The sequence below is a fragment of the Mycobacterium sp. 2YAF39 genome (assembly GCF_052114565.1).
Taxonomy (GTDB): Bacteria; Actinomycetota; Actinomycetes; order Mycobacteriales; family Mycobacteriaceae; genus Mycobacterium.
Genome location: NZ_JBFREZ010000005.1, coordinates 133,187 through 159,104, shown reverse-complemented (window position 1 = coordinate 159,104; position 25,918 = coordinate 133,187). Strand labels below are relative to the sequence as shown.

Below are 25,918 nucleotides of genomic sequence, written 5' to 3'. Positions count from 1 at the left end.
TCCGGGTCACTTGAGTACCCCCGTCTTACCACTGACAAGCGTGCAGCGGGCGACTTACGCCGAGCGTTCTCCGGCATTGCGGCTGAGGTTGTCGTAAACCTGGCGCAGATCGGCGACGCCCATTCCCTCCAGCGAACTCAGATGCGCCCGCCGGCGGCCCGTGGGCACCTCGACGTCGTTGGGCACCACCAGTACCGGGCATCCCGCGCTCTCGGCCGCCGCGGTGCCGGTGATCGAATCCTCGATCGCCAGGCATGCCGACGGCTCCAGCCCGAGCAACTCGGCAGCCCGCAGGTATACATCGGGTGCCGGTTTGCCCCGCGGCACTTCGTCCCCGCAGACCGATGCCGAAAAGTAGTGCTCACCAATGCTGTTCAAGGCGCGCTCGGTCAGCGCTCGCTGGGTATTGGTGACCAGCACCATCGGAGTCCCTTCGGCGGCAAGTGCTTCCAACAACTCTCGCGCGCCGGGGCACCACGGCAGGCCGCCGTCGAACAACTCGGCGGTGTACTCGTGCAGCCAACGATCGGAGGCCGCCATCGCCGCCGGGTCGGGGTCCAGACCCAGATCGGTGTAGACGGTGCGGATGGTGTCCTCGGCCGACCCGCCCACCATCGAGACGCGAACCTGGGGGGTCAATTGTCCACCGTGGTGCTCGTACAGCGCGGCCAACGAGATGTCCCACAGCTTTTCGGAGTCGACAAGCGTGCCATCCATGTCGAACAGCACCGCACGCATGTCCCAATTCTGTCATGCGTACCCAGTACGGTGAAATCGTGACGATTCTTGTGACCGGCGCAACAGGCAACATCGGCCGACTCGTGGTTGATCATTTGATCAACTTGGGCGCCAACGACATCCGTGCCCTGACTATGAACCCTGCCAAAGCCGATCTGCCCGACGGTGTCGCGACGTTCACCGGCTATCTCGGTGCACCCGAGTCGCTTCCCGCCGCGTTCGATGGCGTCGACCGGATGTATCTGGCGCCGCTGCCACGCACGCTCGACGCCACGCTCGAGCTGGCCAAGCAGGCGAACATCGACTACGTCGTCGCGCTGTCCGGGGTCGGGTACTGGCAGGCGCACGCCGACGCCATCTCCGCCTCCGGCCTCGCCAACACGCAACTCGGGCCTGGCGAATTCCTGGAGAACCTTGCGCTGTGGGCCGATGCGATCAAGACCACTGGGACCGTTCGCGACCCGTATCCGAATGCGGTCGAGGCGCCGATATCGATGGATGACATTGCGAGGGTGGCGGCGGCGCTACTGATCAGCCCCGAGCAATCCCATCACGGCCGGATGTATGAGATCACCGGCCCGCAGTCGTTGACCCGCGCGCAGATCGCCGAACAGATCGGGGTGGGCATCGGGACCGAAGTCGCGTTCGAGCCGTGCAGCCGGGATGAGGCGATCGAGGCGCTGCAACCGGCGATCGGCGCCGAAGCCGGCTGGTACCTCGATACGGTCGCGCTTGCCGTCGATGCGCCACAACAGGCCAATCAGCTGGTTGCCGATCTGACGGGCGTGCCCGCACAGTCGGTGGCCGACTGGGCGCGACAGAACGCCACGCTGTTCCGCTGACCACAAAGGATCGGAACCGTTTGGACGCAACGTCTTTCGGCTAGTCCTCGGGGTTGTAACCGAGGTTGGGTGCGAGCCAGCGCTCTGCTTCCTTCAACGTCCAGCCCTTGCGCTTCGCGTAGTCGGCGACCTGGTCCTGGGCTATCCGGCCGACCACGAAGTACTGAGACTGTGGATGCGAGAAGTACCAGCCGCTGACGGCAGCACCGGGCCACATCGCCATCGACTCGGTCAGCTCGATCCCGGTGCGTTCCTTGACGTCCATCAAATCCCAGAGCGTCGCCTTCTCGGTGTGCTCCGGGCATGCCGGATAGCCGGGGGCAGGACGGATCCCGACGTACTTCTCACCGATGAGCGCCTCGTTGTCCAGCTGCTCGTCGGGCTGGAATCCCCAGAACTCCTTGCGGACCCGCTGGTGCATCCGTTCGGCGAACGCCTCCGCCAGCCGGTCGGCGAGCGACTCCAACAGGATCGCGCTGTAGTCGTCGTTGGCCGCCTTGTACTCGTCGATCTTGTCTGCGCTGCCGAGACCCGTGGTGACGGCGAAGGCGCCCACGTAGTCCCGGAGACCCGTGTCTTTGGGGGCGATGAAGTCGCCGAGTGACCGATTGGGAATGCCGTCCCGGTGCTCGCCCTGCTGACGCAGGTTGTGCAACGTGGTCAACACCTCGCTACGGGTGTCGTCGGTGTACACCTCGAAGTCGTCGCCCACCGCGTTCGCCGGGAAGAAGCCGATCACCCCGTTGGCGGTCAGCCACTTCTCCTTGATCAGGGTGTCGAGCATCTCCTGGGCGTCGTCGTACAGCTTGCGGGCGGTCTCGCCCGAGACCGGGTTGTTGAGGATGTCGGGGAACCTGCCCTTCATCTCCCAGGCATTGAAGAACGGCTGCCAGTCGATGTATTCGCGCAGCTCGGCGATGTCGTAGTCAAGAAACTCCCGAACGCCGAGACCCTGGGCGGGCTCCGGTGGCGTGTACCCGACCCACTCGATCGGTGTCCGGTTCGCGCGGGCCTTCCCCAGTGTCAGCATCGGCCGCTCGGTCTTCTGGGCGTGCCGTTCGCGAAGGGCCGCGTAGTCGGTTTCGGTGGCCTCCAGCAGAGCAGGCCGCTGTTTGTCGTCGAGGAGCGCAGCAGCGACCGGCACCGACCGGGACGCGTCCTTGACCCAGACCACCGGGCCGCTCCGACGCGGCGACACCTTCACGGCCGTGTGGGCGCGCGAGGTGGTCGCGCCGCCGATCAGCAGCGGGATCTCCAGCCCCTGTCGCTCCATCTCGACGGCGAAGTTGACCATCTCGTCCAGGGACGGGGTGATCAGACCGGACAGCCCGATGATGTCGGCGTTGTGCTCCTTGGCCGCGTCGAGAATTTTCTGGGCGGGCACCATCACGCCGAGGTCGATCACTTCGAAGTTGTTGCACTGCAGGACGACCCCGACGATGTTCTTGCCGATGTCGTGGACGTCGCCCTTGACGGTCGCCATGATGATCGTGCCATTGGTGTCCTTCTTCGCAGCCTCCCCCGGCAAGGGTTCCGCCTTCTCCGCCTCGATGAACGGCAGCAGGTACGCCACGGCCTTCTTCATCACCCGTGCCGATTTCACGACCTGGGGCAGGAACATCTTGCCCGCGCCGAAGAGGTCACCGACGACGTTCATGCCGTCCATCAGCGGGCCCTCGATCACTTCGATCGGGCGACCACCCGCGCCCTCGATCTCCGCCCGTAATTCCTCGGTGTCGGTCTCGACGTCGGCGTCGATGCCCTTGACCAGAGCGTGCGTGATCCGCTCGCGGACCGGGAGAGATCGCCACTCGGCTGCCACGGGGTCGTCGGCCTTCTCCGAGGAGTTGAACCGTTCGGCGATCTCCAGCAGCCGTTCGGCCGCGTCCTCGCGACGGTTCAGGACGACGTCCTCGATCCGGTCCCGCAGCTCGGGGTCGATCGAGTCGTAGGGCACCAGCGCGCCGGCGTTGACGATCCCCATGTCCAGGCCGGCCTTGATGGCGTGGAAAAGGAACACCGCGTGGATCGCCTCGCGGACCGGGTTGTTCCCCCGGAATGAGAACGACACGTTCGAGATACCGCCGGAGATGTGCACCCCGGGCAGGTTCTCCTTGATCCAGGCGCATGCGTCGATGAAGTCGATCCCGTATGTCGCATGCTCCTCGATGCCGGTCGCCAGCGCGAAGCAGTTCGGGTCGAAAATGATGTCCTCAGCCGGGAAGCCGACCTCTTCGGTCAAGATCCTGTAGGCACGCGCGCAGATCTCTTTGCGGCGCTCCAGGTTGTCGGCCTGACCCTGCTCATCGAAGGCCATCACGACGACGGCGGCGCCATACTTGCGGCAGAGCCGAGCCTCGCGGACGAACTTCTCCTCGCCCTCCTTCATGGAGATCGAGTTGACGATCGGCTTGCCCTGCACGTTCTTCAGGCCCGCCTCGATGACCTCCCACTTTGAGGAGTCGATCATCACCGGGACGCGGCTGATGTCCGGCTCGGCCGCGATCAGCTTGGTGAACCGGTCCATCGCGGCGACGCCGTCGATCATGCCCTCGTCCATGTTGATGTCGATGACCTGTGCACCGACCTCTACCTGCTGCAAAGCGACCGACAGCGCCGTGTCGTAGTCCTCGGCCTTGATCAGGTTGCGGAACCGGGCGGAGCCGGTGATGTTGGTGCGCTCACCGATGTTCACGAACAGGGAGTCGTCGTTGATGTTGAGCGGCTCCAGGCCCGAGAGCCGGGTGGCCACCGGAATCTCCGGCAGCTCGCGTGGTGCCTTGCCGTCGACGACCTTGGCGATCTCGGCGATGTGCGGCGGCGCCGTTCCGCAGCAGCCACCGACCAGGTTGACCAGGCCGGCCTCGGCGAACTCTTTGATGTAGCCGGCCTGAGCCTCCGGGGACTCGTCGTACTCGCCGAAGGCGTTGGGCAGGCCGGCGTTCGGGTAGCAGGAGACGAAGGTGTCCGCGATGCGCGCCACCTCGGCGATGTAGGGCCTCATCTCCGGCGCACCGAGGGCGCAGTTGAGGCCCACCGCGATCGGCTTCGCGTGCCGGATCGCGTTCCAGAAGGCCTCGGTGACCTGACCGGACAACGTCCGCCCGGACGCGTCGGTGATGGTGCCCGAGATGATCACCGGCCAGCGGCGTCCGCGCTCCTCGAACAACGTCTCGATCGCGAACACCGCAGCCTTCGAGTTCAGCGAGTCGAAGATCGTCTCAACGATCAGGAGGTCCGCACCACCATCGACCAGGCCGTTGGCGGCATCGAGATATGCGGCGACGAGCTGGTCGTAGGAGACGTTGCGGGCTCCGGGGTCGTTGACATCCGGCGAGATCGATGCCGTACGCGTGGTCGGCCCGAGGGCGCCTGCGACGTAGCGGGGCTTGGCCGGGGTGCTGAACTCGTCGGCGGCTTTGCGGGCCAGCGCGGCGCCGGCGTAGTTGAGTTCGTAGGCCAACTCGTGCATGTCGTAGTCCGACAGTGAGACCGCGTTCGCGTTGAACGTGTTGGTCTCCAGGATGTCGGCACCCGCCTCGAGGTACTCGCGGTGGATGCCCTCGATGATCTGGGGCTGTGTCAGCGTCAGCAGGTCGTTGTTGCCCTGAAGAGCTGTCGGCCACTCCCTGAACCGGTCGCCGCGGTAGCCGTCCTCGTCCGGCCGGTCCCGCTGGATCGCCGTGCCCATCGCGCCGTCGATCACCATGATGCGTTGGCGCAGAGCTGCAGTCAGTTCATCGGTGCAGTCGGGGCGGAGGTTCGGCTCCAGGGTGTTCGGCTCGGCGATGTTCGGCTCGGGCGCGTCCACGTGCACTCCTTCCGTAGCGGAAGGCGTCCTTAACTCTGCCGAGCGTGGCGGATACCGGAGAATCCGGAGAACCGTTGCAACGCCTCTCGACCAGAGAAGTCTACCGTCGTCACCCGATCAGCGTCATCGACGTCCATCTCGTCGCGTCGTCGGTCCACTTAAATCCGACGTTATGGCGACCCGCCACGCGATGACGCTCCGCGGTGCCTGACAAGGCTTACGCTGGCCTGGTGACAGACCTTCCCGATCTGCACGACGCCATCATCGTCGCCGCCTTCGAAGGATGGAACGACGCAGGTGATGCGGCCAGCGACGCGCTGGAGCACCTGGACGCTATCTGGGAAGCCGACCCGATCGTCGAGATCGACGACGAGGCGTACTACGACTACCAGGTCAACAGGCCGGTGATCCGACAGATCGACGGTGTGACGCGGGAGCTGGTGTGGCCCTCGATGCGCATCTCGCACTGCCGTCCGCCCGGGGCGGATCGCGACATCGTGTTGATGCACGGCGTTGAGCCCAATATGCGGTGGCGAACGTTCTGTGCCGAGTTGTTGGCGATCGCCGACAAGCTCAACGTGCAGACGGTCGTGATCCTCGGGGCGCTGCTGGCAGACACCCCGCACACCCGTCCGGTGCCGGTGTCCGGCGCGGCGTACTCCCCCGAATCGGCCAAGGTGTTCGGGCTGGAGGAGACGCGTTACGAAGGACCGACCGGCATCGCCGGGGTGTTCCAGGACGCGTGCGTGCAGGCGGGTATCCCGGCCGTGACGTTCTGGGCGGCGGTTCCCCACTATGTGTCGCAGCCGCCGAACCCCAAGGCCACGGTTGCGCTGTTGCGCCGCGTCGAGGATGTCCTCGACATCGAGGTGCCGCTCGCCGACCTGCCCACGCAAGCCGAGGAGTGGGAGTCTGCGGTGACCGAGATGACCGCCGAGGACGACGACATCGCCGAATACGTGCAGTCGCTGGAGGAACGCGGCGACGCGGAAGTCGACATGCACGAGGCGGTCGGCAAGATCGACGGCGATGCGCTGGCCGCCGAGTTCGAGCGCTATCTGCGCCGCCGCGGTCCGGGCTTCGGGCGCTAGTCCGAAGAACCAGCACGGCGGGCGCTAGCCCGAAGGACCAGCACAGCGGGCGCTAGACCCGCACTGCCGTTGGCGGCTTCCAGGTTCCGTTGAGGGCATCGGGCTTCGGCCAATACAGCCGCAACACCATCTGGAACGGACCCTTGGGCGCAGGCAGCCAGTTGGATTCCTTGTCGATGCCCGGAGACGCGTTCTGGACGTAGATCGTGTAGCCGCCGTCGGGATCGGGAACGATGCTGGGCAGCATCGGTGAGTTGATCAGGTAGCGCTTCATCGGGTTCTCGACCAGCAGGCTCTGCGGCATCTCGTACATGGTCAACGACCAGAACGCATTGACGGGCGGTAACTGGCCGGAGGGGAACTTGACGATGTAGTTGTTCGCACCGTCCAACGGCGCACCGGTGGTGTCGTGGAAGATTCCCGGATACAGCGCTTCGGCGGCGGTGTTGCCGTAGATGCCGAACGCAGCACCCGCCATGCGGTACAGATAGTTGCCTTTGAGATCGGATGCCGTGCCGAAGAGTTGGGCCGAGCCCACCTCACCGGTGTCCATCTTCTCCCTCTTGAGCGTGTCCAGTTCGGCCCAGGCATCGGCCATGCCGCCCTCGATCGCCGATCGCACCTCGGGCGTCAACTTGTCGGCGTCGAATCCGCCGTCGGGACCGATGCCGATCGTGGCGAACCGGGCCCGCATTTCCTCTTCGCCCGGTGGCGTCGGCGCGAACCGCAGTGCGAAGTCGAGGATCTCGAAGAACTGAGGCGAGGTTTTCTGCTGATCGCGGGTCAGCGGCGGGACGAAGTCGATCGGCGGGGCAGGCTTCGGTGGCGGTTGGTTGAGGAACGCCGACAGCGGTGTCACCTGGTAGCCGGCCTGGATCTTCTTGACCTGGTCGATGTCGGACGGACCGAGCAACTGGGTCCGATACAGCACCATCGCAAGGTCGGTGTCGGATCTGATGACCTCGTCGATACCCTCGGGTTTGTCGCCCTGCCAATTCGGCCCCGCCAGAAGGTATTTCCCGCCACCGTTACCAGTCGTCCGACTCCCCGCGTAGGCCATGTTGTACGTGTAGAGATCAATGAACTGCAGCGAATAGTAACGGTCCTGTTCGATCGGCGGAACGGTCAGAACCAGCGGTTCGGTGCGCAGGTCCGCGCCGAGGGCAGAGTAGGGAGTATCGGAGTTCGGAGTCTGGATCGCCTTGTCTGCTGGCGTGTAAACCTGTGCACTGCTGTGGATTTCGTTCCAGGCGCCCTTGTATTCGGGGTCGTCCTTATTGACGAAGTACGAGTACATGACGCGGTAGTTGTCGACGATCGGGAAGCCGTAGACATAGGCCTCTTTTGCGATGGCACGGGTCTGTTCCAGGGACACGGCGCTGGGACTTTCCGGTGGTGGCGCCGACGTGGCGCTGTCGTCGGCTTTGTTCGTACTGCAAGCCGCCAGCAGCGCGAGGACGGCGGCCAGAACGGCGATCCGGCGCATCAGTTCTTTTCCAGCGCTTCGGTGCGTGCGCTCATCGAGCGGCCGTGTGCGGCCACTTCGGCGTCCATCTTCGGCAACAGTTCCGGAACGTGCTTGAGCGTGGTCGACTCGCCAAGCCGCGACGACAGCAGTGGTTTCAACCAGCGCAGCAGCCCGACGAACCCCGGGCAGTTGATCTGGCGCTTACGGCCTTCGATGCCCTTGACGAACGCTTCACCACATTTCTCGACCGACGTGGTCTTGCCGAGGGGCCCCGGCAGCTTGCGCAGCATTTCCTGGAAGGCCGCGGATTCGTCCTTGCTCTCCCGCACCAACGGCGTGTCGATCCAGAGCATGTGTGCGGAGCCGACGTCGACACCGCGATGGGCGAGCTCGAGGCGGAGGGCATTGGCGAAGTGCTCCACGCCCGCCTTCGACGTGTCGTATGGCACCATGCCCGCCGCGGGCGCGTATGCGGCGGCCGACGACACGATCAACACATATCCGCGGCGCTCGATGACCGAGGGCAACGCGGCGCGCACGGTGTGGAACACGCCCACGACGTTGACGTCGATCAGCGTCTTGAAGGCCGCAGGATCCACGGCCATCAGCGATCCGTGGGTGGCGATACCGGCGTTGGCCATCACGACGTCGATGCCACCGAACCGCGCGATACCTGCATCGGTGGCCTTCTGCATGGCGGCGAGATCGCGTACGTCCGCGACCGCGGTCAGCACCCTGTCCTCACCGAGTCGGGTGGCGAAGTTCTTCAGCTCGATCTCGTCCAGATCGGTGAGCACCAGCTTGGCGCCCTTCTCATGGAGGCGCCGGGCCACTTCTGCCCCGATGCCGTTGGCCGCGCCGGTGATGAGGATGACTTTTCCGTTCACAGAACCCATGGGCGAAACGTACTCCACCCGTTGCGGCCGCAGGGCAGGTCTACAGCTTGATACCCAGCAGCGCATCGACGGCGGCCGCCACCACCTGCGGCGCCTGCGGGTCGTGGCCGCCGTAGGTGAGCGCGTCCGTCGTCCACCCATCAAGTGCGGCAAGCGCTTTCGGGGTGTCAAGGTCATCGGCCAGGTAGCGGCGCACCCGGGCGACGACATCGCCGGCATCGGGTCCCGCGGGCAGCGCGACGGCGTTGCGCCAGCGCTGCAACCGGTCGTCGGCCTCGTCGAGAACGGCGTTGCTCCACGACCGATCGGCACGATAGTGGCCCGCGAACAGTCCGAGCCGGATCGCCGCGGGGTCGACGCCATCGGCGCGCAAACGGGACACCAGCACCAGGTTGCCCCGGCTCTTGCTCATCTTGTGCCCGTCCCAGCCGATCATGCCTGCATGAACGTAGTGGCGGGCGAATCGCCGCTCCCCCGTGACAGATTCGGCATGCGCGGCAGAGAACTCGTGATGCGGGAAGATCAGATCGGAACCACCGCCCTGGATGTCCAAGCCGGTTCCGATACGGCTCAGCGCGATCGCTGCGCATTCGACGTGCCAGCCGGGCCTGCCTGCCCCGAACGGCGACGGCCAGCTGGGCTCGCCGGGGCGCTCGGCGCGCCACAACAACGCGTCCAGCGGGTCACTCTTACCCTGGCGGTCCGGGTCGCCGCCGCGCTCGGCGAACAGCCGCATCATGGTGTCTCGGTCGTATCCCGATTCGTAGCCGAACTGGGGCGTGGCGTCGGCGCGGAAGTAGACGTCGGGATATTCGTCGTCATCGGCGACGTAAGCGGTGCCCGCGGCCAGCAGCTTCTCGACGACTTCGATGACCTCGGCGATCGCCTCGGTGGCCGCTACGTAGTCGTGCGGGGGCAGCACCCGCAGGGCCGCCATGTCCTCGCGGAAGAGCTCGGTTTCCCTGTCGCCCAGCTCGCGCCAGTCGATGCCGTCGCGCTCGGCCCGCTCGAACAGCGGGTCGTCGACGTCGGTGATGTTCTGCACGTAATGCACCTGATGGCCCGAATCCAGCCATACCCGGTAGACGAGGTCGAACGTCAGATAGGTGGCGGCGTGGCCCAGGTGAGTGGCGTCATACGGGGTGATACCGCATACGTACATGGTGGCGAGGTCCGCGGTGGTCACGGGACGGACTTGCCGGTCGGCACTGTCATACAGGCGCAGCTGCGGACCGCGGCCATCAATGGCCGGGACGGTCGGCGCCGGCCACGATTTCATAGCGTCGACTTTAGGCATCAGGGGATGGGACACCGCGAGCGGCCGATTCATTCCCGCTCAGCGTTGTTTGTATGCCGACAGGATCCCCTCGAGCAGCACATCGGCCAGCTCTGCCCGGCACATCAGGAGGTCGGGTAGGTAAGGATCGGGTCGGTTGTAGACCAACGGCGAACCGTCCAGCCGAGACGCGTGCATACCGGCCGCCGCCACCACACCGGCAGGCGCCGCCGAATCCCACTCCCACTGGCCGCCCGCGTGGACGTAGGCGTCGACGTCGCCACGGACCACGGCCATCGCCTTGGCGCCGGCCGATCCGATCCGTACGAGCCGGATATCTAGCCGGTCGCGTAACCACCACAGCACCGGCGGCGGCCGGTTGGCGCTGGCCGTGATGAGGATCGGTCCCTCGGTCCGCGGCGGCGGGGGCGTCACCGTGTCGGTGCGCCACACCTCGTTCTGGGCAGGCAGTGCCACGGCCGCGTCGGTGATGCCGCCGTTGGGCCCGCGCGTGTGGAATGTCGTCGCCCCTGCGGCTCCGTAGCGCTGCCAGAGCGCGATGTGGACTGCCCAGTCCGTGTGGCCGGGCATCGAGAATTCGTGGGTGCCGTCGACGGGATCAACGATCCAGACGCGATCGGCCTGAACACGGGAAATGTCGTCAGCCGCCTCCTCGGAGAGCACGGCGTCGTCGGGGCGCTCGGCGCGCAGCCGGTTCAGGATCAGGGTGTTGGCGCGCCTGTCACCGGTGTCGCCAAGGTCGTAGGGATCGTAGAAACCGATCTCCTCACGCACCGCCACCAACATCTCACCGGCCTCGCGCGCCACGTCGGCGGCCAGCGCCGCATCGGTGAGAGTCATCCGGTCAGTATCACCGACTAGAACGCAGGCCACGGGATCGGGCGTCGCCGGTCCGGTGTCGGCATCACCGGATCATCAAGCAATGCATCCGTTCTCGCCCGCAAAGCGGCGATCTCGCGCTTGGTGATGTGCTCGCGGAGCGAATCGGCCAACCCGTTGCGCAGTCGTTGCGCCAGACCTGCGACCGCATCCAGGGTCGCCTCGTCCACGGGCTTGCCCGCCCAACCCCACAGGACGGTCCTCAACTTGTCCTCGACGTGCAGGCTCACGCCGTGATCGACGCCGTACACCTGCCCGTCGACACCGGACAGGATGTGGCCGCCCTTGCGGTCGGCGTTGTTGATCAACACGTCGAACACGGCCATCCGGCGCAACCGGACGTCGTCGGCGTGCACGAGGGTGACCTCGTTGCCTGCGTAGTCGTAGGCCTGCAGGATCGGCAGAAAGCCGGGCGGGATGTCACCGGCGGGTAGCAGGTCGACCAGATCCGGTGCTGCGTCGGGCTCGTCGCCGACCTCGCCGAGACTTTCGCCGGGTTGGTCCACCCACAGCTGCACCATGCCCCGTCCGGCTGGCCCGTCGCGAATGATCGTGTACGGCACGATGTTCCACTCCAACGCGTCCGACACCAAAAACGCGCCGAGCTCACGACCCGCCAGCGTGCCGTCGGGAAAGTCCCACAGCGGGGCCTCTCCCTTGATCGGCTTGTAGACGCAATGTGCTTGCCGCTCATCAAGATGCGCTTCACACAGGAAGGTGGCGTTGCTCGCCGAGCGGATACGTCCGATGACGGTCAGTTCACCGCGCCGCAGCACCTCATCGGAGTCCCGAGCGGCGTCGTCTCCGCCGCTACGCGTCGTCGGCGTCATCGTCGGAACCGGCGATGGCGCCGCGCAGGTAGCCGTTTGTCCGCACGCAGATGTGGCCCTCGGGATCGAGTGGTTCGTCGCACAGCGGGCACGGTGGTCGGCCCGCCGAGATGACCCGGGTGGAGCGCGTCGCGAACTGGCGCGCCGATTCGGGCGTCAGGAATACCCGCACCGCGTCGGGGCCGTCCTCGGCGTCGTCGAGCACCACGGACGCGTCGAACTCGGTCTCGGACACCGCGAGCAGTTCGACGACGACGGTCTGCGCCTCGGAGTCCCAGCCAAGACCCATCGTCCCGACGCGGAATTCGGCGTCGACGGGGGTGATCAGGGGGCTCAGGTCGTCCACGTCGCCGGTCTCGGGTGGCACCGGAGTGCCGAATCGCCGGTTGATCTCGAGCAACAGCGCGGCGATCCGCTCGGCGAGCACGGCAACCTGCTGCTTCTCCAAGATCACGGACACCACACGCTTGTCGTGCACGGCCTGCAGGTAGAACGTTCGGTTGCCGGGTTGCCCGACAGTCCCGGCCACGAAGCGGTCGGGTGTTCGGAAGACATGAATTGCGCGAGGCATGGCATCTCCAAAATACCGGTAGCGGCCGCGTGAGCCGCAATCCCGGGTACGCGTCGACTAACCGGTCGAGCCGCCCACGACCGCGTCGTCGGCTGGCACGTCGTCTTCTTTGGAGCCATCCTTCGATGCGTCCTTCGGCGGTTTTGCCAGTAGTCCGGAGGTCAATTGGTCACCGGTGTGGTTGACGTGGATGACGAACGGGCGCACCGCCGTGTAACGGATCACACTCATCGACGCGGGATCAGCGGTGATGCGCTGAAAGCTGTCGAGATGCGTGCCAAGTGCGTCGGCCACGACGGCCTTGATGACATCGCCGTGCGTACACGCGAGCCACAGCACGTCACCGTCGTACTGTTCGGCCAGCCGGCGGTCATGATCACGTATCGCACCCACCGCGCGCACCTGCACCGCCGCGAGCCCCTCTCCATCGGGAAAGACCGCCGCGCTGGGATGCTGCTGCACGACCGCCCACAGCGGCTCCTTGACGAGGTCGCCGATCTTGCGGCCTGTCCATGCGCCGTAGTCGACCTCGGAGATGCGTTCATCGACGACGGGGTCCAGACCCAGTGCGGCCGCCAGCGGCGCCACCGTGCGCTCGCAGCGCAGCAGAGGCGAGCGCACGATCGCACGGATGGGCAGCGTTCCGACCCGCGCGACCAGTCCTTGCGCCTGCTCCTGCCCCTTGTCGTCGAGGTCGACGCCCTCGCTGCGGCCGGCCAGCGTATGGGCGGTGTTCGACGTCGACCGCCCGTGCCGCAACAGGATGACCGTCATACGCCCGCCACCACGCCCGTGCCGAGCAGGACCAGCACGACGGTTCCGAGCACGACGCGATAACCGACGAACCAGTACATGCTGTGCCGCACCAGGAATCGCAGGAACCAGGAGACTGCCGCGAATCCGACGACGAACGCGATCAGGGTCGCCACCAACAACTGTGGACCGCTGGCACTCATCCCCTCACCCACCGGATGGAAGGCGTCGGGCAGTGAGAACAGCCCCGATGCGAACACCGCCGGGATGGCCAGCAGGAAGCCGAACCGCGCGGCGAGCTCGCGGTCCATTCCGAGGAACAGGCCGGCGCTGATCGTCGCACCGGAGCGCGACACACCCGGCACGAGTGCGAGGCACTGCGCGAATCCGACGATGACGCTGTCCTTCCACGTGAGCTGTTCGACTCGACGTGTCTGGCGGCCGTAGTACTCCGCCGCGGCGATCACTGCGGAGAACACGATCAACGCACTCGCGATCAACCAGAGATTGCGTGCGCCCGTTCGGATTTCGTCCTTGAACAACAGGCCGAGCACCCCGATCGGGATTGTGCCGATGATGACCCACCAGCCCAGCCAGTAGTCCGCGGTGCGGTGCGCGGTCACGAAAAGGCCGTTGAACCACGCTTTGACGATCCGGGCGATGTCGCGCGCGAAGTAGACGAGCACGGCCACTTCGGTACCCAGCTGGGTGACGGCGGTGAATGAGGCGCCGGCGTCCTGGGCGAAGAACACCCGCGATGCGATCGCCAGGTGTCCTGATGACGACACGGGCAGGAACTCGGTCAGCCCCTGCAATATCGCGAGAACGATGACCTGGACCCACGACATTGCAGCCACGTCCGTCACGACGACGACCGTACCGGTTGGGTCAGCGGCCGGCCCGCGTCACCGGCTGCGCGGCGGCCACCGCGTCACGCACGGCCGCTGCCAGGCTTCTCTCGTCGGAGAGATCGATGTCGATCAGCTTTCGGTTGGTGACCGCGACGATGTCTTCTTGCTGCGGCACCGGCCCGCTCAGCCGTGGGCGGTAGACCTCGACGAGCAGAACCTGCCGCTCGACATGGAAGGAAAAGCTGCGGCCGTCGCCAACCTGGCCAAACCCGCTAGCGTGTACACCTGTAGAAATGTCCTCGAGAGCAAACTCTCGGCTGCCCAAATCCCGTTCTGCGGCAAGGGTCATCAGAAGACCATAACTCTGCTCATGGCGGTGGCGCAGACGGCGCCACCAGCGGCGCGTAACCCGCGATATTCGCTCTGCCTACACTTGCTGGTCAGGAGACATCCAATTCGCACCCGTGAGAGTTACCCCTTGCCAACTCGAATAAACCCCTTTATTCAGGCAATTCTATTTTTGGCCTGCACGCTGGCAATTGTCGGGCTGTCGGGGTGTTCATCGAAGCCCGCCGAAACGCCACCGCCGACGATCGTGCCCGCCGAGGCCGCCGTCTCACCGCCGCAGGCCGGCTCGCCCGCCGGCGCGGTGCGCCCGCTTGCCGGGCAGGCGCAGGCCGCGGTGTTCGACACCGGCACCGCGTCGCTTGCCGTACTCAGCCCCCAAGGCGGCGAGCAATCGCTGATCACCGCCATGCGCGGGGCGGGCGACAGCCGGTCGGTGCCATTGCCGGGGACCGCCACCGCGATGACCGGGGACGGCGAGGGCCGGGTGTACGTGGCGACTCGTGGCGGCTACTTCCTGGTCGATCTCGCCAAGGGCAACGCGACGCACATCGGCGTCGACGGGCAGAACGAGACCGACTTCACCGCCATCGCCCGCCGCGCGGACGGCAAGCTGGTGCTGGGCAGCGCCGACGGTACCGTCTTCACGCTGAGTTCCGACACCGCCGTCGGCGCGCAGCTGAAGATCTTCGCGCGGGTGGATGCCCTTGTCGCTCAAGGCAATACCGTTGTCGTGCTGGACCGGGGGCAGACATCGGTTACGGCACTGTCCGAGGACGGTACCGAGGACGAACATGCCCTGCGCGCCGGCGAGGGGGCGACGACGATGGCGGCCGATGCGGCAGGCCGGGTCTTGGTCGCCGATACCCGCGGCGGCCAGTTGCTGGTGTTCGGCACAGATCCGCTGATCCTTCGCCAGAAGTATCCGGTGGCCGACGCTCCGTACGGACTGGCTGGGTCGTCAACGCTGGCCTGGGTGTCGCAGACTGCCTCGAACTCGGTTGTTGGCTACGATTTGTCAACCGGCATCCCCGTCGAGAAGGTGCGCTATCGAACCGTGCAACAGCCGAACTCCCTGGTCTACGACGAATCGTCCGGCACCCTGTACGTGGTGTCGGGCTCGGGAGCGGGTGTCCAGGTGATCCCCGGCGCGGCGGTGGGCTCGTGACGGCGATGCAGCGCGGCCGGATGCCGGAGGGCTGGGCCGACGTGATTGCGGCTGATCAGTCCGACGACTACGAGTGGATTCCGTTGCGGCTGCCGCCCGATCTCACTCGGATCAACGCCTCGACCCGGTTGTCCATCGAAGCCGAGTACCGCGGCTGGGAGCTCACCCGTGTGCGGCTGTACACCGACGGTTCACGGCGGGTGCTGCTGCGCCGCAAGAAGTCCGCGGTCCGCGGGTCGGCCGTCCCGGAGCAGCCCGCGCTGTGATCTCGTGATGTACCGCGCGCTGCAGCGGGTGCTGTTCCTGTTTGCCCCCGAACGCATTCACACCTGGGTCTTCGCACTTTTACGGGCGGTCACCGCCGCCGCGGTCACCCGTCGCCCGCTGGCACGGTGGCTGGCACCTCGCGATCCGGTGCTGGCCTGCACGGTCTTCGGGGTCGATTTCGATGCACCACTGGGCTTGGCCGCCGGGTTCGACAAGGACGGCCGGGGGCTGCGGACCTGGGGTGCGCTGGGATTCGGATACGCCGAGGTCGGCACGGTGACCGCGGTGGCGCAGCCGGGCAACCCGCAGCCCAGGATGTTCCGCCTGCCCAACGATCGGGCGCTGCTCAACCGGATGGGGTTCAACAACCACGGGGCAGGCGAGCTGGCCACCCGACTCGCGCGCCACATCCCCGACGTGCCGATCGGCGTCAACATCGGCAAGACCAAGACCACCCCGGCCGAATCGGCGGTCGAGGACTACGCCGAAAGTGCGCGTCTGCTCGGACCGCTGGCGGCGTTCGTGGTGGTGAACGTCAGCTCGCCGAACACCCCCGGCCTGCGTGGCCTGCAGGCGGTCGATTCGCTGCGCCCCATCCTGGCTGCGGTCCGCGCCGAGACGACCACACCCGTGCTGGTGAAGATCGCACCGGACCTGTCGGATGGCGAGATCGACGAGATCGCCGATCTGGCAGTCGAATTGGGACTGGCAGGCATCGTCGCCACCAACACGACGGTGTCCCGGCAGGGACTGGCCACGGCTGGCGTCGACGAGCTGGGTACGGGCGGTATCTCCGGTCCCCCGGTGGCGCAGCGGTCCGCGGAGGTGTTGCGCCGGCTGTACCGCCGCGTCGGCGACCGCTTGGTGCTGATCAGCGTCGGAGGCATCGAAACCGCCGACGACGCGTGGGACCGCATCACCTCGGGCGCCTCACTGCTGCAGGGCTACACGGGATTCATCTACGGCGGCGGACTGTGGGCCAAACGCATCCACGACGGCCTGGCCCGCCGACTCCACGACGGCGGGTTCACCTCGCTGGCCGACGCCGTGGGCTCGGCCGTCCGCGACTAGTTCTGCTCGTAGGTCCCCGTGATGAGCGCGCGGGCGATCGCGTTCGAGAACAGGTTGAAGCCCAGATAGGCCGGTGTGGCATCGGCCGGCAGGTCCAGCTTCTCCACACCGACGGCGTGCACCGCGACGATGTAGCGGTGTGCGCCGTGGCCGGCAGGCGGCGCGGCGCCGATGAACCGCTTCAGGCCCGCGTCGTTGGCCAAAGTAAGTGCGTCACCGGGAAATCCGCTGCTGCTGCCATCGCCGACCCCGGCGGGCAGATCGGTGACGGTGGCGGGCAGGTTGGCGACCGCCCAGTGCCAGAACCCCGAGCCGGTCGGCGCGTCCGGGTCGTACACGGTGACCGCGAAGCTGCGGGTCTCCTCGGGGAAGCCCGACCACGACAGCTGAGGCGACACATCGGAGCCGCCCGCGCCCATGATTCCGCTGACCTGGTCGTTGCCCCACGCCTCGCCGTCGGTGAAGGACTCCGACGTCAGCGTGAAGGTCGGCAGCTCCGGCAGGAAGTCGTAGGGGTTGTAGTCAAAAGCCATGGTTGCCCTTTCGTATGGTCAGCGGTGTTCAGCAGTGAATCAGGAAGTGTTCGAGAACCCGGGTGCCGAACGTCAGCGCATCAACGGGTACCCGTTCGTCGACGCCGTGGAACAGGGCGGCGAAGTCGAGGTCCGGCGGCAGTTTCAGCGGCGCGAACCCGAAGCACCGAATCCCCAACCGGGCGAAGTGTTTTGCGTCGGTACCGCCCGACAGCATGTACGGCACCGTGCGGCCGTCGGGGTCTGCGGACAGGATCGCCGCGTTCATCGCGTCCAGCAGCTCGCCGTCGAAGCCGGTCTCGTAGGACGGCAGGTTGGTGATCCACTCGCGGGTGATGCCGGGGCCGATGATTTCGTCGACCTCGCGCTCGAAGGCCTCCATCCGACCCGGCAGCACGCGGCAGTCGACGACGGACTCCGCCGTCGCGGGAATGACGTTGGCCTTGTACCCCGCCTTCAGCATCGTCGGGTTGGCCGTGTCACGCAGCGTTGCGCCGACGATGCGCGCTATCGGGCCGAGCTTGGCGATGGCTCCCTCGAGATCGGGCGAGTCCACGTCGAACGTGTATCCGGTCTCCTCGGCGACGGCGGTCAGGAACTGCTCGACCGCGTCGGTCAGGATTACCGGGAACTGGTGGCGACCGAGTTTGGCCGTCGCCTCGGCGACCGCGGTGACGGCGTTGTTGTCGTGAATCATCGAACCGTGGCCCGCGCGCCCTCGCGCCGTCAGCCGCATCCACATCATCGCCTTCTCGGCGGTCTCGATCAGGTACAGCGTGCGCTCGCCGCCGTCGCGGCGCGGGATCGTCAGCGAGAAGCCGCCGACCTCGCCGATGGCCTCGGTGACGCCGTCGAACAGGTCGGGCCGGTTGTCGACCAGCCACTTGCAGCCGTAGTTGCCGCCCGCCTCCTCGTCGGAGACGAATGCGAAGACGAGGTCGCGTGGCGGGACGATTCCGGAGCGTTTGAAGTGCCGGGCGACCGCGATCATCATCCCGACCATGTCTTTCATGTCCACCGCGCCGCGACCCCAGACGTAGCCGTCCTCGACCGCGCCGGAGAACGGATGGACGCTCCAGTCGGCGGCCTCGGCGGGCACCACGTCGAGGTGGCCGTGCAGCATCAGGGCGCCGCGCTCGCGGTCGGCCCCTTCCAGCCGCGCGAACACGTTGGCCCGCCCCGGGGCCCCGGCTTCGATGTACTCGGTGGTGTAGCCGACCTCCTGCAGCTGTTCAGCCACCCAGCGGGCGCATTCGGCCTCGCCTTTGGTGGTTTCGGGCTCGCCGGTGTTCGACGTGTCGAAGCGGATGAGCGCGCTGACGAGATCAACCACCTCGTCTTCGGCTTTCCAGGGAGCTGTCACAGTCACCATTCGTACCACTCGGTCTCCCCCGGGGGCTTCGCCCCGCCCCAGGGTGGCGCCTCACTTGGTTTGGGTCCGGCCTGGGTGATCCGATAACCTAAGCTGCCTTCGAACTGGTCCGAGTGGCGGAATGGCAGACGCGCTAGCTTGAGGTGCTAGTGCCCTATTAACGGGCGTGGGGGTTCAAGTCCCCCCTCGGACACACAACAGCCAAACGCATCGACGCAGCTCGACAGCGGTTATTCGACGCTCGCGGCGGCGGTCGGCAGGCTACTTGGACACCGCAAGGACATTCGCGCCGGGAATAGCAGATCGCCCGGCAAGCGGTCCTCGCACCGTACCGCCAGCCGACACAGAACCGAGGCCGCTAGCGGCACCGTTCGACTTACTTACCCTTCGTCTACCCGGTGTCAAAGTCCTGTCCCGACCTGGACAGCGTTGCGGTGCACCGAGATACGACGTTTTAGGAACTCAACATCGGCGACGGCCAGCACATTCACCTCCCCCACCGCAAGCCGGTGAATGCAAGCGTGGAAGGTCAACGGCTGACGTTTCGCCACCAAAGTCGCTACGATCGTTCACACGAGACTGGAATCCTCTGAGGACCGACCGCAGCACATCCGTGCCGCCGCCGTCCAGGTGAGGGTCCTGGGGGAGAACATCGTGATTGGCCGGGTTAGATAGCCAGCCCGCCGCGTGGGGTCAGTAAATGCGCAGCACCAATGTTTGCGAAAAATGTGGCGTACCGACGTTCATTGACGAGCGGCGGTGCATGCAGTGCGCGGCGCGACCGCCTTTCGGCGGCATGAATGCGCGACCGCCTTTCGGCGGCATGAATGGGAGTGTTCGCATCACTCGTCTGCGACGGTTGTGGCGACCTCGTTGACCTGCGATTGCCGACGCCCTCGACGCTGGTCGCCACCCATGTCCGCTGGAAGGACACTGACGACCGGGCCCTGGTGACAAGCCGTGCCGGCTGGTAACTGCGGTGATGTGCAGTGATAAGTTTTAGCTGCTAGAAGCACTTTTCGGTTCATGAGCAGGAGGCTCTGCGGGGGTTCATGTCCCCCTCGGACACACGATGTACATCCCGTCTTTCAACCGGATCGAGGACGACGACGAGATCCGACGTTTCGTCGCCGCGGCGCGATCGGCCGAGTTCGTCACGGTCGATCCGGACGGGATGCCCGTCGCGACCCTGCTGCCGATCATGTGGGACGGCGATGTCGTCCTCGCGCATATGGCGCGTGCCAACCCGCAGTGGAAGTCCATCGCCGTCGACAGTCCGGCGCTGCTGATCTGTCCGGGCCCCGAGGCCTACATCAGCCCGTCGTGGTACGCGGCGAAGGCTGAGCACGGCAAGGTGGTGCCGACGTGGAACTACAGCGCCGTGCACCTCTCCGGGACGGTGCGGGTCCACGAGGACCGCGACTGGCTGCGCGACGTCGTCACCCGATTGACCGGGGTGCACGAAGACCCCCGTGCTCAGCCGTGGCAGCCCTGCGATGCGCCGGAAAAGTACATCGAGGGACAGCTCGGCGGCATCGTCGGGCTCGAGATCACCGTCACGCGTGTGGAGGGCAAGGCCAAGCTGAGCCAGAACCGCTCAGAGGCCGACCGCCGCGGGGTGGTCGCCGGGCTGCGCGGAGAAGACCACTACGAAGCGGCCGAAGTCGCGGCCGCGATGGAACCTGGTCTCTAGTACACGTCACGTTCCATCGGCTATGACAGACGGACGAACCCGATGTCGTCGCCGATCACAGTGTTAGGCCCGATCGGTAGCTGCTCTGCGTTATTCGGTACGACCTTGACGAACTCGAGGCGATCACGTGCGACCTTGCGGAGCAGGTCCTCGAAGGCCATCGTGGTCAGCTGTTCTCCGGGGCACCGTCGGTAACCGAAACCGAAGGGTGCGAAACCGGCGTAGTCGCACACGGGTCTGGGTCGGTCCTCGACCACGCCGAACACCGTGCCGAAAGCGCTGTTGCGCAATGTCGCTGCGCGCCCGTCCCTCACGGGAAAGTCTGTCGGCGTGAATGGGCAGTTGGCCAAACCCATCTGGCGAATTCGCGTTTCATCGACTTGCTGGCTCGTCGGTGCCGCCTGGTACCGCGACGGATCGAAGTCGTCGGGGTTTGACCACTGGACCGGGTCCCTGCTCGTCGACGGGTGCGGTGTGGCGATATAACCGTGGCTCTCGAACGCCGGCGGTCGCGTCGGCTCGACAGCCGAGATGCTTCCACCGTTGGGGGAGATGGTGCGGAACAGCTCCATGACCAACCGCTCCAGCGGCGGGAACGCAGAACCGTCCGGCTTGTCGTAATCCCCCGCCATCGTCTTCGCGAACCAGTCCTTCGCCTGCGGGTCGCCTCCTTCGCGGCCGAGGTTTGACATCACGTTGTAGAGGCTGTTGCCCCACTGACTGAATGCCACGAAGTTGTGGAAGCACTCGAACACGACGTCCTGGTGGTTGAAATACTCGCTTTCCTCGCCGTTCTTGAGCCAGTACCAGGCGAAGGTCTTCTCCGGCTCCCGCGTCTTGCCGGAGCCGATGTCCGCCAGCCGATCGTCGATCCACGACTTCAGGAAGGTGAGCCGCTCCCTGACTGCCATGTAGTTGTCATAGACGATCTTCTGAGTCGGATCCCGGTAGGCCAGCACCGCGTTGAAGCTGGCGCCGATCTCACGTACCTGATCGGGAATCTCGGAGCCACGCACACCCAGATGCAGGTCCCAATACAGATCCCAGAACGTGTCCAAATAGATCCTCATTAAAGGCTTTTCGCGGTTCTGCTGACTCAGCAGTTCGTCCCAGAAGCGAACCACCTTGCCCTTGTACATGCGGTCGTACAGGTCGGGCGTGACCGCCGACATGTAGATCCGCTTGCGGCGGTTGTCGGGCCCGCGGAGTTCGAGCCCCTGAAGGAAGACGGTGACACCCTTCTCGGGGTCCGGTCCCCACTTATCGCTGAGCAGGCCCCACAGGTCGGACGGCAACGCATTTTCCTTCGTCAGCGCGACGTCGATCATCGGCAGAACGGGCCGTTGGCCATCGAAGACGCTGTTCTGAAGAAACGGCGCGATCGCGTTGTCGACATAGTCGGCGTCGAAGTCTGGATACTCTTCGCGCAGCCGGGCCACTTCACCTCCTGCACTACTCCCCGCTCCGGGCCGTTCATCCGTTGAGGTTGAGCACCCGGCGACCGACTGCGCAGAGACTGCGACGACGGCGCCGGCCCCACCGGCGAGAAATACGCGTCGTCTCATGAATTCCCCCAATGTCCAGAAAGCAAATCCTGGCTAAGGGGGAACGTACTCCGATCCATGGGCCCGTAACCGCAATCGCGCAATACGCCGACCGCGGTCCTCAGTACACGTCGCGGACATAACGTTTCGCGGCGACGAGTTCGCGCTTGAAGTCGTGAGCCCGTTCGCGCGACATCTTTCCGTGGGTCTCGATGATCGTCGTCAGCGCCGCGTCGACGTCGCGCGCCATCCTGGTCGCGTCACCGCAGACGTAGAAGTGCCCACCGTCGTCGAGCCAGCGCCACACGTCGGCACCGCGATCGAGCATCCTGTCCTGCACATAGACCCGGTCGGCCTGGTCACGGCTGAACGCCAGGTCGAGACGGCTCAGAAACCCGTCGCGAGTCATGTCTTCCAAATCGTCTCGGTAATAGTAGTTTTCGCGGCGGTGCTGATCACCGAAGAACAACCAGTTGCGACCCGCGTGACCGAGCGCGCGTCGTTCCTGCAGAAAGCCACGAAACGGCGCGATGCCCGTCCCTGGGCCGACCATGATCATCGGTGCGTCACCGTCGTCGGGTGGCCGAAAGTGCGGTGAGCGTTGCAGGAACACCGGCGCCGACGCCGCGCGATCGGCGAGGAACGTCGAGCACACACCGCCACGCTTCCCGCCGCCGGAGCCGCAATAGCGCACCACCGAGACCGTCAGTTGTATCTCGTGTGGACTGACCAGCGGGCTCGACGAGATCGAGTAACTACGCGGCGTCAGCCGCACCAGGACCTCGAGCCACTGGTCGGGGTCCGCGTGGACGACGAACTCCTGCACGAGATCGAGTCCATTGCGTCCGACCAGCCACTTGTCCAACTTGTCCCTGCGAGCGCGCAACGCCTTCGCATCGCGACTGTTCTCGGCGATGAAGCGCAACAAGTCGGGTGTCACGCGGCAGAAGTCGTAGCGCGACGTCAGGGCGCCGCGCATGGTCTGCTCGGTGCCGTCGACCACGACGATGTGCTCACCACGCATGCCGGTGGCCGCCAGCCACCCGTCGACGGCGGCCGGGTCGTTCGTGGGGAACACCCCGAGTGAGTCGCCTGCGGCGTAGCTGACATCGAACTCGGAGATGTCAAACCCGAACTGGCGTACCTCTTTTAGCGACGATGGCGCGGTCAATACCATGTTTCTGGACAACGGCGCCGTGATCGGATGCGTGCGGGTGAACGGCTCCGCAACGGTCGCAGGCATCGAGAACACCGCGCGACCCAACAGGGCGGCGACCCGGTCCACCCATCGGCCCATCGGTTCGACGTCGTAAGCCTCGCAATCGACGCGCTCGAGCAGCCGGGTCGCGCCCAGTGCGGCCAGCCTGGTGTCGATGGACCTCGCATGTCCGCAGAAGTCGTCATATGTGCGATCGCCGATACCGAGCACCGCGTAGCGCACCCCGTCCAGCGTGGGCGCATCCGGCGAAGTGAGCCGGTTCCAAAATTCGGCGCCGTTGTCGGGCGGCCCTCCGTCTCCGAACGTGCTTGTGATCACCAATACGTCGCGCGAAGCGAGGTCGGCAAGGGCGACGTCGTTCATGTTCACTAGATTCGGCACGCCGATTCCGGCGGCCACCTTACCTGCGAACTCCTCGGCGGTGCCGGTCTGCGACGCCCACAGCACCAACGGTCCGTCACTGAGGTCCGGACGCGACAGTGTCCTGGTGCCGCGCAGCGGCGCGCCCAGCGGTCTCAGGCTCACCGCGCAGGCCTTGAACTCCGGCTGAAGCGAGTCGGGGTCGACCGCGTCATTCGTGAGCGCGTTCACGGCGAGGTATTCGCCATGTTCGTCGTTCCAGTGGAAGGGCACAAAGCAGGTGCCTTGGCGCACGCGATCGGAGATCACCGCGGGAAGCACCGCGCGGCCGCGGCGCGTGGTGAGTTCGACGGGTTGGTCGATGACGATGTCGAGGGCGGCCGCGTCGACGGGATGGACCTCCACGAACGGCCCGTTGTCGAGCTTGTTGAGTTTGTCGACCCTGCCGGTCTTGGTCATGGTGTGCCACTGGTGCTGCAAGCGGCCCGTGTTGAGCACCAGCGGGTAGTCGTCGTCGGGCATTTCGCGGGCGTCCATGTGCGGACGGGCGTGGAAGACGGCGCGCCGCGACGGGGTCGGGAACGCCAGCCGGGGCGCATGGCCATTCGCATCGACGAAGTAGTCCTGGCTGACGCCGTCGTTGAGGTAGCGGATCGGGTGGCGGTCGTTCTCGTCATCGGGCGGGCAGGGCCACTGCAGCGGCGTGTTCCGCAGGCGTGCATAGCTCGCACCGCGAAGGTCGTAGCCGGTCTTGGGATTCGAGAAGCGGCGGATCGCGTCGAATATCTGCTCGCTGGACTCGTAGGTGAAGTGCTCCTCGAACCCCAGATGTGCGGCCACTTGGCAGATCAGCTGCCAGTCGGGGCGGGATCCGCCGAGTGGTGGCACCGACTGCGCGAGCAGTGTGAGGTTGCGTTCGGAGTTCACCATCACGGCGTCGGATTCGGCCCACAGGGTCGCGGGCAGCACGATGTCGGCGTAGCGGTTGGTGGCGGTGTCGCGGTAGGTATCCTGCGTGATGACGAGTTCAGCGGCTTCGAGTCCCGCGATCACCGTCCGCCGATTGGCCACGGTGGCAACGGGATTGGTGCAGATGATCCAGCACGCCTTGACCTTTCCGTCGGCGAGCTGGCCGAACATGTCGATGGTGCCGGGCCCGACGTCGGAACGAATGGTGCCCGCATCCAACGACCATTGCTGCTCGACGAAGGCCCGGTCGTCCGCGGACAGCACCGAGCGCTGGCCGGGCAGACCCGGTCCCATGTAACCCATTTCGCGCCCGCCCATCGCGTTGGGCTGGCCGGTGAGCGACATCGGGCCGCTGCCGGGCCTGCAGATCGCTCCGGTGGCCAGGTGCAGGTTGCAGATGGCGTTGGTGTTCCAGGTGCCGTGGGTGCTCTGGTTCAGCCCCATCGTCCAGCAGCTCATCCACTCGCCCGCCTCGGCAATCATCCGGGCGGCGGTGCGGATGTCATCTTCTGCGAGACCGGTGATCTGCGCGACGCGGTCAGGGGTGTACTCGGCCAGGAACTCGGGCATGGCGTCCCAGCCGTCGGTGTGCTCGGCGATGAAATCCGCGTCGATGTCGTTGTTTTCGACGAGAAGATGCAACAGGCCGTTGAGTAGCGCAAGGTCGGTGCCGGGTTTGATCTGCAGGAAGAGATCGGCGCGTTCGGCGGTGGTGGTGCGGCGGGGGTCGACGACGATCAGTTTGGCGCCGGACTTGAGTCGGTCGGCCATTCGCAGGTACAGGATGGGATGGCAGTCGGCCATGTTCGAGCCGGTGACGAAGAACAGGTCGGCGCGGTCGAAGTCGGTGTAGGAACCCGGAGGGCCGTCGGCGCCGAGCGACTGCTTGTAACCGGTTCCCGCACTTGCCATGCACAGCCGCGAGTTCGACTCGATGTGGACGGTCCGCAGGAAGCCCTTGGCCAGCTTGGTCGCCAGGTACTGCGCCTCGATCGACATCTGCCCCGAGACGTAGAGGGCGACCGCATCCGGTCCGTGTTCGTCGACGATGGCGCGCAGCCGGCGTCCGGCCTCGGCGACCGCGTCGTCGACGGGTGCGGGCACCAGTTCCTCACCGCGGGCGGGACGCAGCAGTGCAGAAGTCAGCCTGCCGTCGTCGGCGGCCATCAACTCGGCGTGTGTCGCACCCTTGGTGCAGAGCCGGCCGAAGTTTGTGGGGTGCAGCTTGTCCCCGGTGACACGTGCGATGACGGGCCGGCCGGTATCGGAGCTCACGACGCTGTGAACTTCGATACCGCAGCCGACACCGCAGTATGAGCACGCCGTCCGGGTCACCTTGGGCGTCATGCG

Annotated in this window: 21 protein-coding genes and 1 tRNA gene; 7 read left to right on the top strand and 15 right to left on the bottom strand. The window is 65.9% G+C overall.

From position 1 onward, the window contains the following. Positions 1–54: 54 nt before the first annotated feature. Positions 55–738, bottom strand: a complete 684-nt coding sequence (locus tag AB4Z42_RS16120) for an HAD family hydrolase (protein WP_442010199.1) — start codon at positions 736–738, stop codon at positions 55–57. A gap of 38 nt (positions 739–776) precedes the next feature. Between AB4Z42_RS16120 and AB4Z42_RS16115 the strand changes: the two genes are divergently transcribed. Further along, positions 777–1,580 (top strand): NAD(P)H-binding protein, encoded by an 804-nt coding sequence (locus AB4Z42_RS16115; RefSeq protein ID WP_442010198.1) that lies wholly within the window; start codon positions 777–779, stop codon positions 1,578–1,580. Positions 1,581–1,620: 40 nt separating this feature from the next. Here the strand turns inward: AB4Z42_RS16115 and metH are convergent, their stop codons facing one another. Beyond that, complete coding sequence (gene metH, locus AB4Z42_RS16110; protein WP_442010197.1) at positions 1,621–5,391, bottom strand: methionine synthase; 3,771 nt, start codon at positions 5,389–5,391, stop codon at positions 1,621–1,623. A 227-nt stretch (positions 5,392–5,618) separates the two neighbouring features. Here metH and AB4Z42_RS16105 point away from each other — a divergent pair, with 227 nt between their 5' ends. Further along, positions 5,619–6,482, top strand: coding sequence for a PAC2 family protein (locus AB4Z42_RS16105; protein ID WP_442010502.1), 864 nt, complete (start codon positions 5,619–5,621; stop codon positions 6,480–6,482). 52 nt (positions 6,483–6,534) lie between these two features. On the opposite strand, the gene AB4Z42_RS16100 is transcribed toward AB4Z42_RS16105, so the two are convergent. The 9 genes from AB4Z42_RS16100 to AB4Z42_RS16060 are packed head-to-tail and all read right to left on the bottom strand — an operon-like array spanning position 6,535 to position 14,376. Then, positions 6,535–7,968, bottom strand: coding sequence for a DUF1254 domain-containing protein (locus AB4Z42_RS16100; protein ID WP_442010196.1), 1,434 nt, complete (start codon positions 7,966–7,968; stop codon positions 6,535–6,537). Further along, positions 7,968–8,846, bottom strand: a complete 879-nt coding sequence (locus tag AB4Z42_RS16095) for an SDR family oxidoreductase (protein WP_442010195.1) — start codon at positions 8,844–8,846, stop codon at positions 7,968–7,970. The genes AB4Z42_RS16100 and AB4Z42_RS16095 overlap by 1 nt, the downstream gene beginning before the upstream one ends. 40 nt (positions 8,847–8,886) lie before the next feature. Further along, complete coding sequence (gene mshC / locus AB4Z42_RS16090) at positions 8,887–10,125, bottom strand: cysteine--1-D-myo-inosityl 2-amino-2-deoxy-alpha-D-glucopyranoside ligase (protein ID WP_442010194.1); 1,239 nt, start codon at positions 10,123–10,125, stop codon at positions 8,887–8,889. 57 nt (positions 10,126–10,182) lie between these two features. Beyond that, the gene (locus AB4Z42_RS16085; RefSeq protein ID WP_442010193.1) at positions 10,183–10,983 is read right to left on the bottom strand and encodes a 3'(2'),5'-bisphosphate nucleotidase CysQ; all 801 of its coding nucleotides are present in this window, start codon (positions 10,981–10,983) and stop codon (positions 10,183–10,185) included. A 17-nt stretch (positions 10,984–11,000) separates the two neighbouring features. Next, positions 11,001–11,852, bottom strand: coding sequence for an SCO1664 family protein (locus tag AB4Z42_RS16080; protein ID WP_442010192.1), 852 nt, complete (start codon positions 11,850–11,852; stop codon positions 11,001–11,003). Next, entirely contained in the window at positions 11,833–12,423 is a 591-nt protein-coding gene (locus AB4Z42_RS16075; protein WP_442010191.1) for a DUF3090 domain-containing protein, read from the bottom strand. The genes AB4Z42_RS16080 and AB4Z42_RS16075 overlap by 20 nt, the downstream gene beginning before the upstream one ends. Positions 12,424–12,480: 57 nt before the next feature. Beyond that, positions 12,481–13,197: a histidine phosphatase family protein gene (locus AB4Z42_RS16070; protein ID WP_442010190.1), complete on the bottom strand. Its 717-nt coding sequence runs from the start codon at positions 13,195–13,197 to the stop codon at positions 12,481–12,483. After that, positions 13,194–14,024: an undecaprenyl-diphosphate phosphatase gene (locus AB4Z42_RS16065; RefSeq protein ID WP_442010501.1), complete on the bottom strand. Its 831-nt coding sequence runs from the start codon at positions 14,022–14,024 to the stop codon at positions 13,194–13,196. The genes AB4Z42_RS16070 and AB4Z42_RS16065 overlap by 4 nt, the downstream gene beginning before the upstream one ends. Positions 14,025–14,064: 40 nt before the next feature. Continuing rightward, positions 14,065–14,376 (bottom strand): hypothetical protein, encoded by a 312-nt coding sequence (locus AB4Z42_RS16060; protein ID WP_442010189.1) that lies wholly within the window; start codon positions 14,374–14,376, stop codon positions 14,065–14,067. 129 nt (positions 14,377–14,505) lie between these two features. Here AB4Z42_RS16060 and AB4Z42_RS16055 point away from each other — a divergent pair, with 129 nt between their 5' ends. The 3 genes from AB4Z42_RS16055 to AB4Z42_RS16045 are packed head-to-tail and all read left to right on the top strand — an operon-like array spanning position 14,506 to position 16,878. Further along, entirely contained in the window at positions 14,506–15,540 is a 1,035-nt protein-coding gene (locus tag AB4Z42_RS16055; protein WP_442010188.1) for a YncE family protein, read from the top strand. A 5-nt stretch (positions 15,541–15,545) separates the two neighbouring features. Continuing rightward, complete coding sequence (locus AB4Z42_RS16050) at positions 15,546–15,806, top strand: DUF5703 family protein (RefSeq protein WP_442010500.1); 261 nt, start codon at positions 15,546–15,548, stop codon at positions 15,804–15,806. 7 nt (positions 15,807–15,813) lie between these two features. Beyond that, entirely contained in the window at positions 15,814–16,878 is a 1,065-nt protein-coding gene (locus AB4Z42_RS16045; protein ID WP_442010187.1) for a quinone-dependent dihydroorotate dehydrogenase, read from the top strand. Here AB4Z42_RS16045 and AB4Z42_RS16040 read toward each other — a convergent pair. Both AB4Z42_RS16040 and AB4Z42_RS16035 read right to left on the bottom strand, forming a co-directional pair. Beyond that, positions 16,875–17,411, bottom strand: coding sequence for a YbhB/YbcL family Raf kinase inhibitor-like protein (locus AB4Z42_RS16040; RefSeq protein WP_442010186.1), 537 nt, complete (start codon positions 17,409–17,411; stop codon positions 16,875–16,877). The genes AB4Z42_RS16045 and AB4Z42_RS16040 overlap by 4 nt on opposite strands. Before the next feature lie 28 nt (positions 17,412–17,439). Continuing rightward, the gene (locus AB4Z42_RS16035; RefSeq protein WP_442010185.1) at positions 17,440–18,783 is read right to left on the bottom strand and encodes a M20/M25/M40 family metallo-hydrolase; all 1,344 of its coding nucleotides are present in this window, start codon (positions 18,781–18,783) and stop codon (positions 17,440–17,442) included. A gap of 107 nt (positions 18,784–18,890) precedes the next feature. On the opposite strand from AB4Z42_RS16035, the gene AB4Z42_RS16030 reads away from it, so the two are divergent. Continuing rightward, positions 18,891–18,976: transfer RNA gene (locus AB4Z42_RS16030), tRNA-Leu, on the top strand. Positions 18,977–19,855: 879 nt separating this feature from the next. Continuing rightward, the gene (locus tag AB4Z42_RS16025) at positions 19,856–20,476 is read left to right on the top strand and encodes an FMN-binding negative transcriptional regulator (protein ID WP_442010184.1); all 621 of its coding nucleotides are present in this window, start codon (positions 19,856–19,858) and stop codon (positions 20,474–20,476) included. Between the two features lie 20 nt (positions 20,477–20,496). On the opposite strand, the gene AB4Z42_RS16020 is transcribed toward AB4Z42_RS16025, so the two are convergent. Next, positions 20,497–21,915 carry a hypothetical protein gene (locus AB4Z42_RS16020; RefSeq protein ID WP_442010183.1) on the bottom strand — a complete coding sequence of 473 codons (1,419 nt, stop codon included), beginning with the start codon at positions 21,913–21,915 and terminating at the stop codon, positions 20,497–20,499. A gap of 226 nt (positions 21,916–22,141) precedes the next feature. After that, positions 22,142–25,915 (bottom strand): molybdopterin-dependent oxidoreductase, encoded by a 3,774-nt coding sequence (locus AB4Z42_RS16015; protein WP_442010182.1) that lies wholly within the window; start codon positions 25,913–25,915, stop codon positions 22,142–22,144. Between the last annotated feature and the right edge of the window lie 3 nt (positions 25,916–25,918).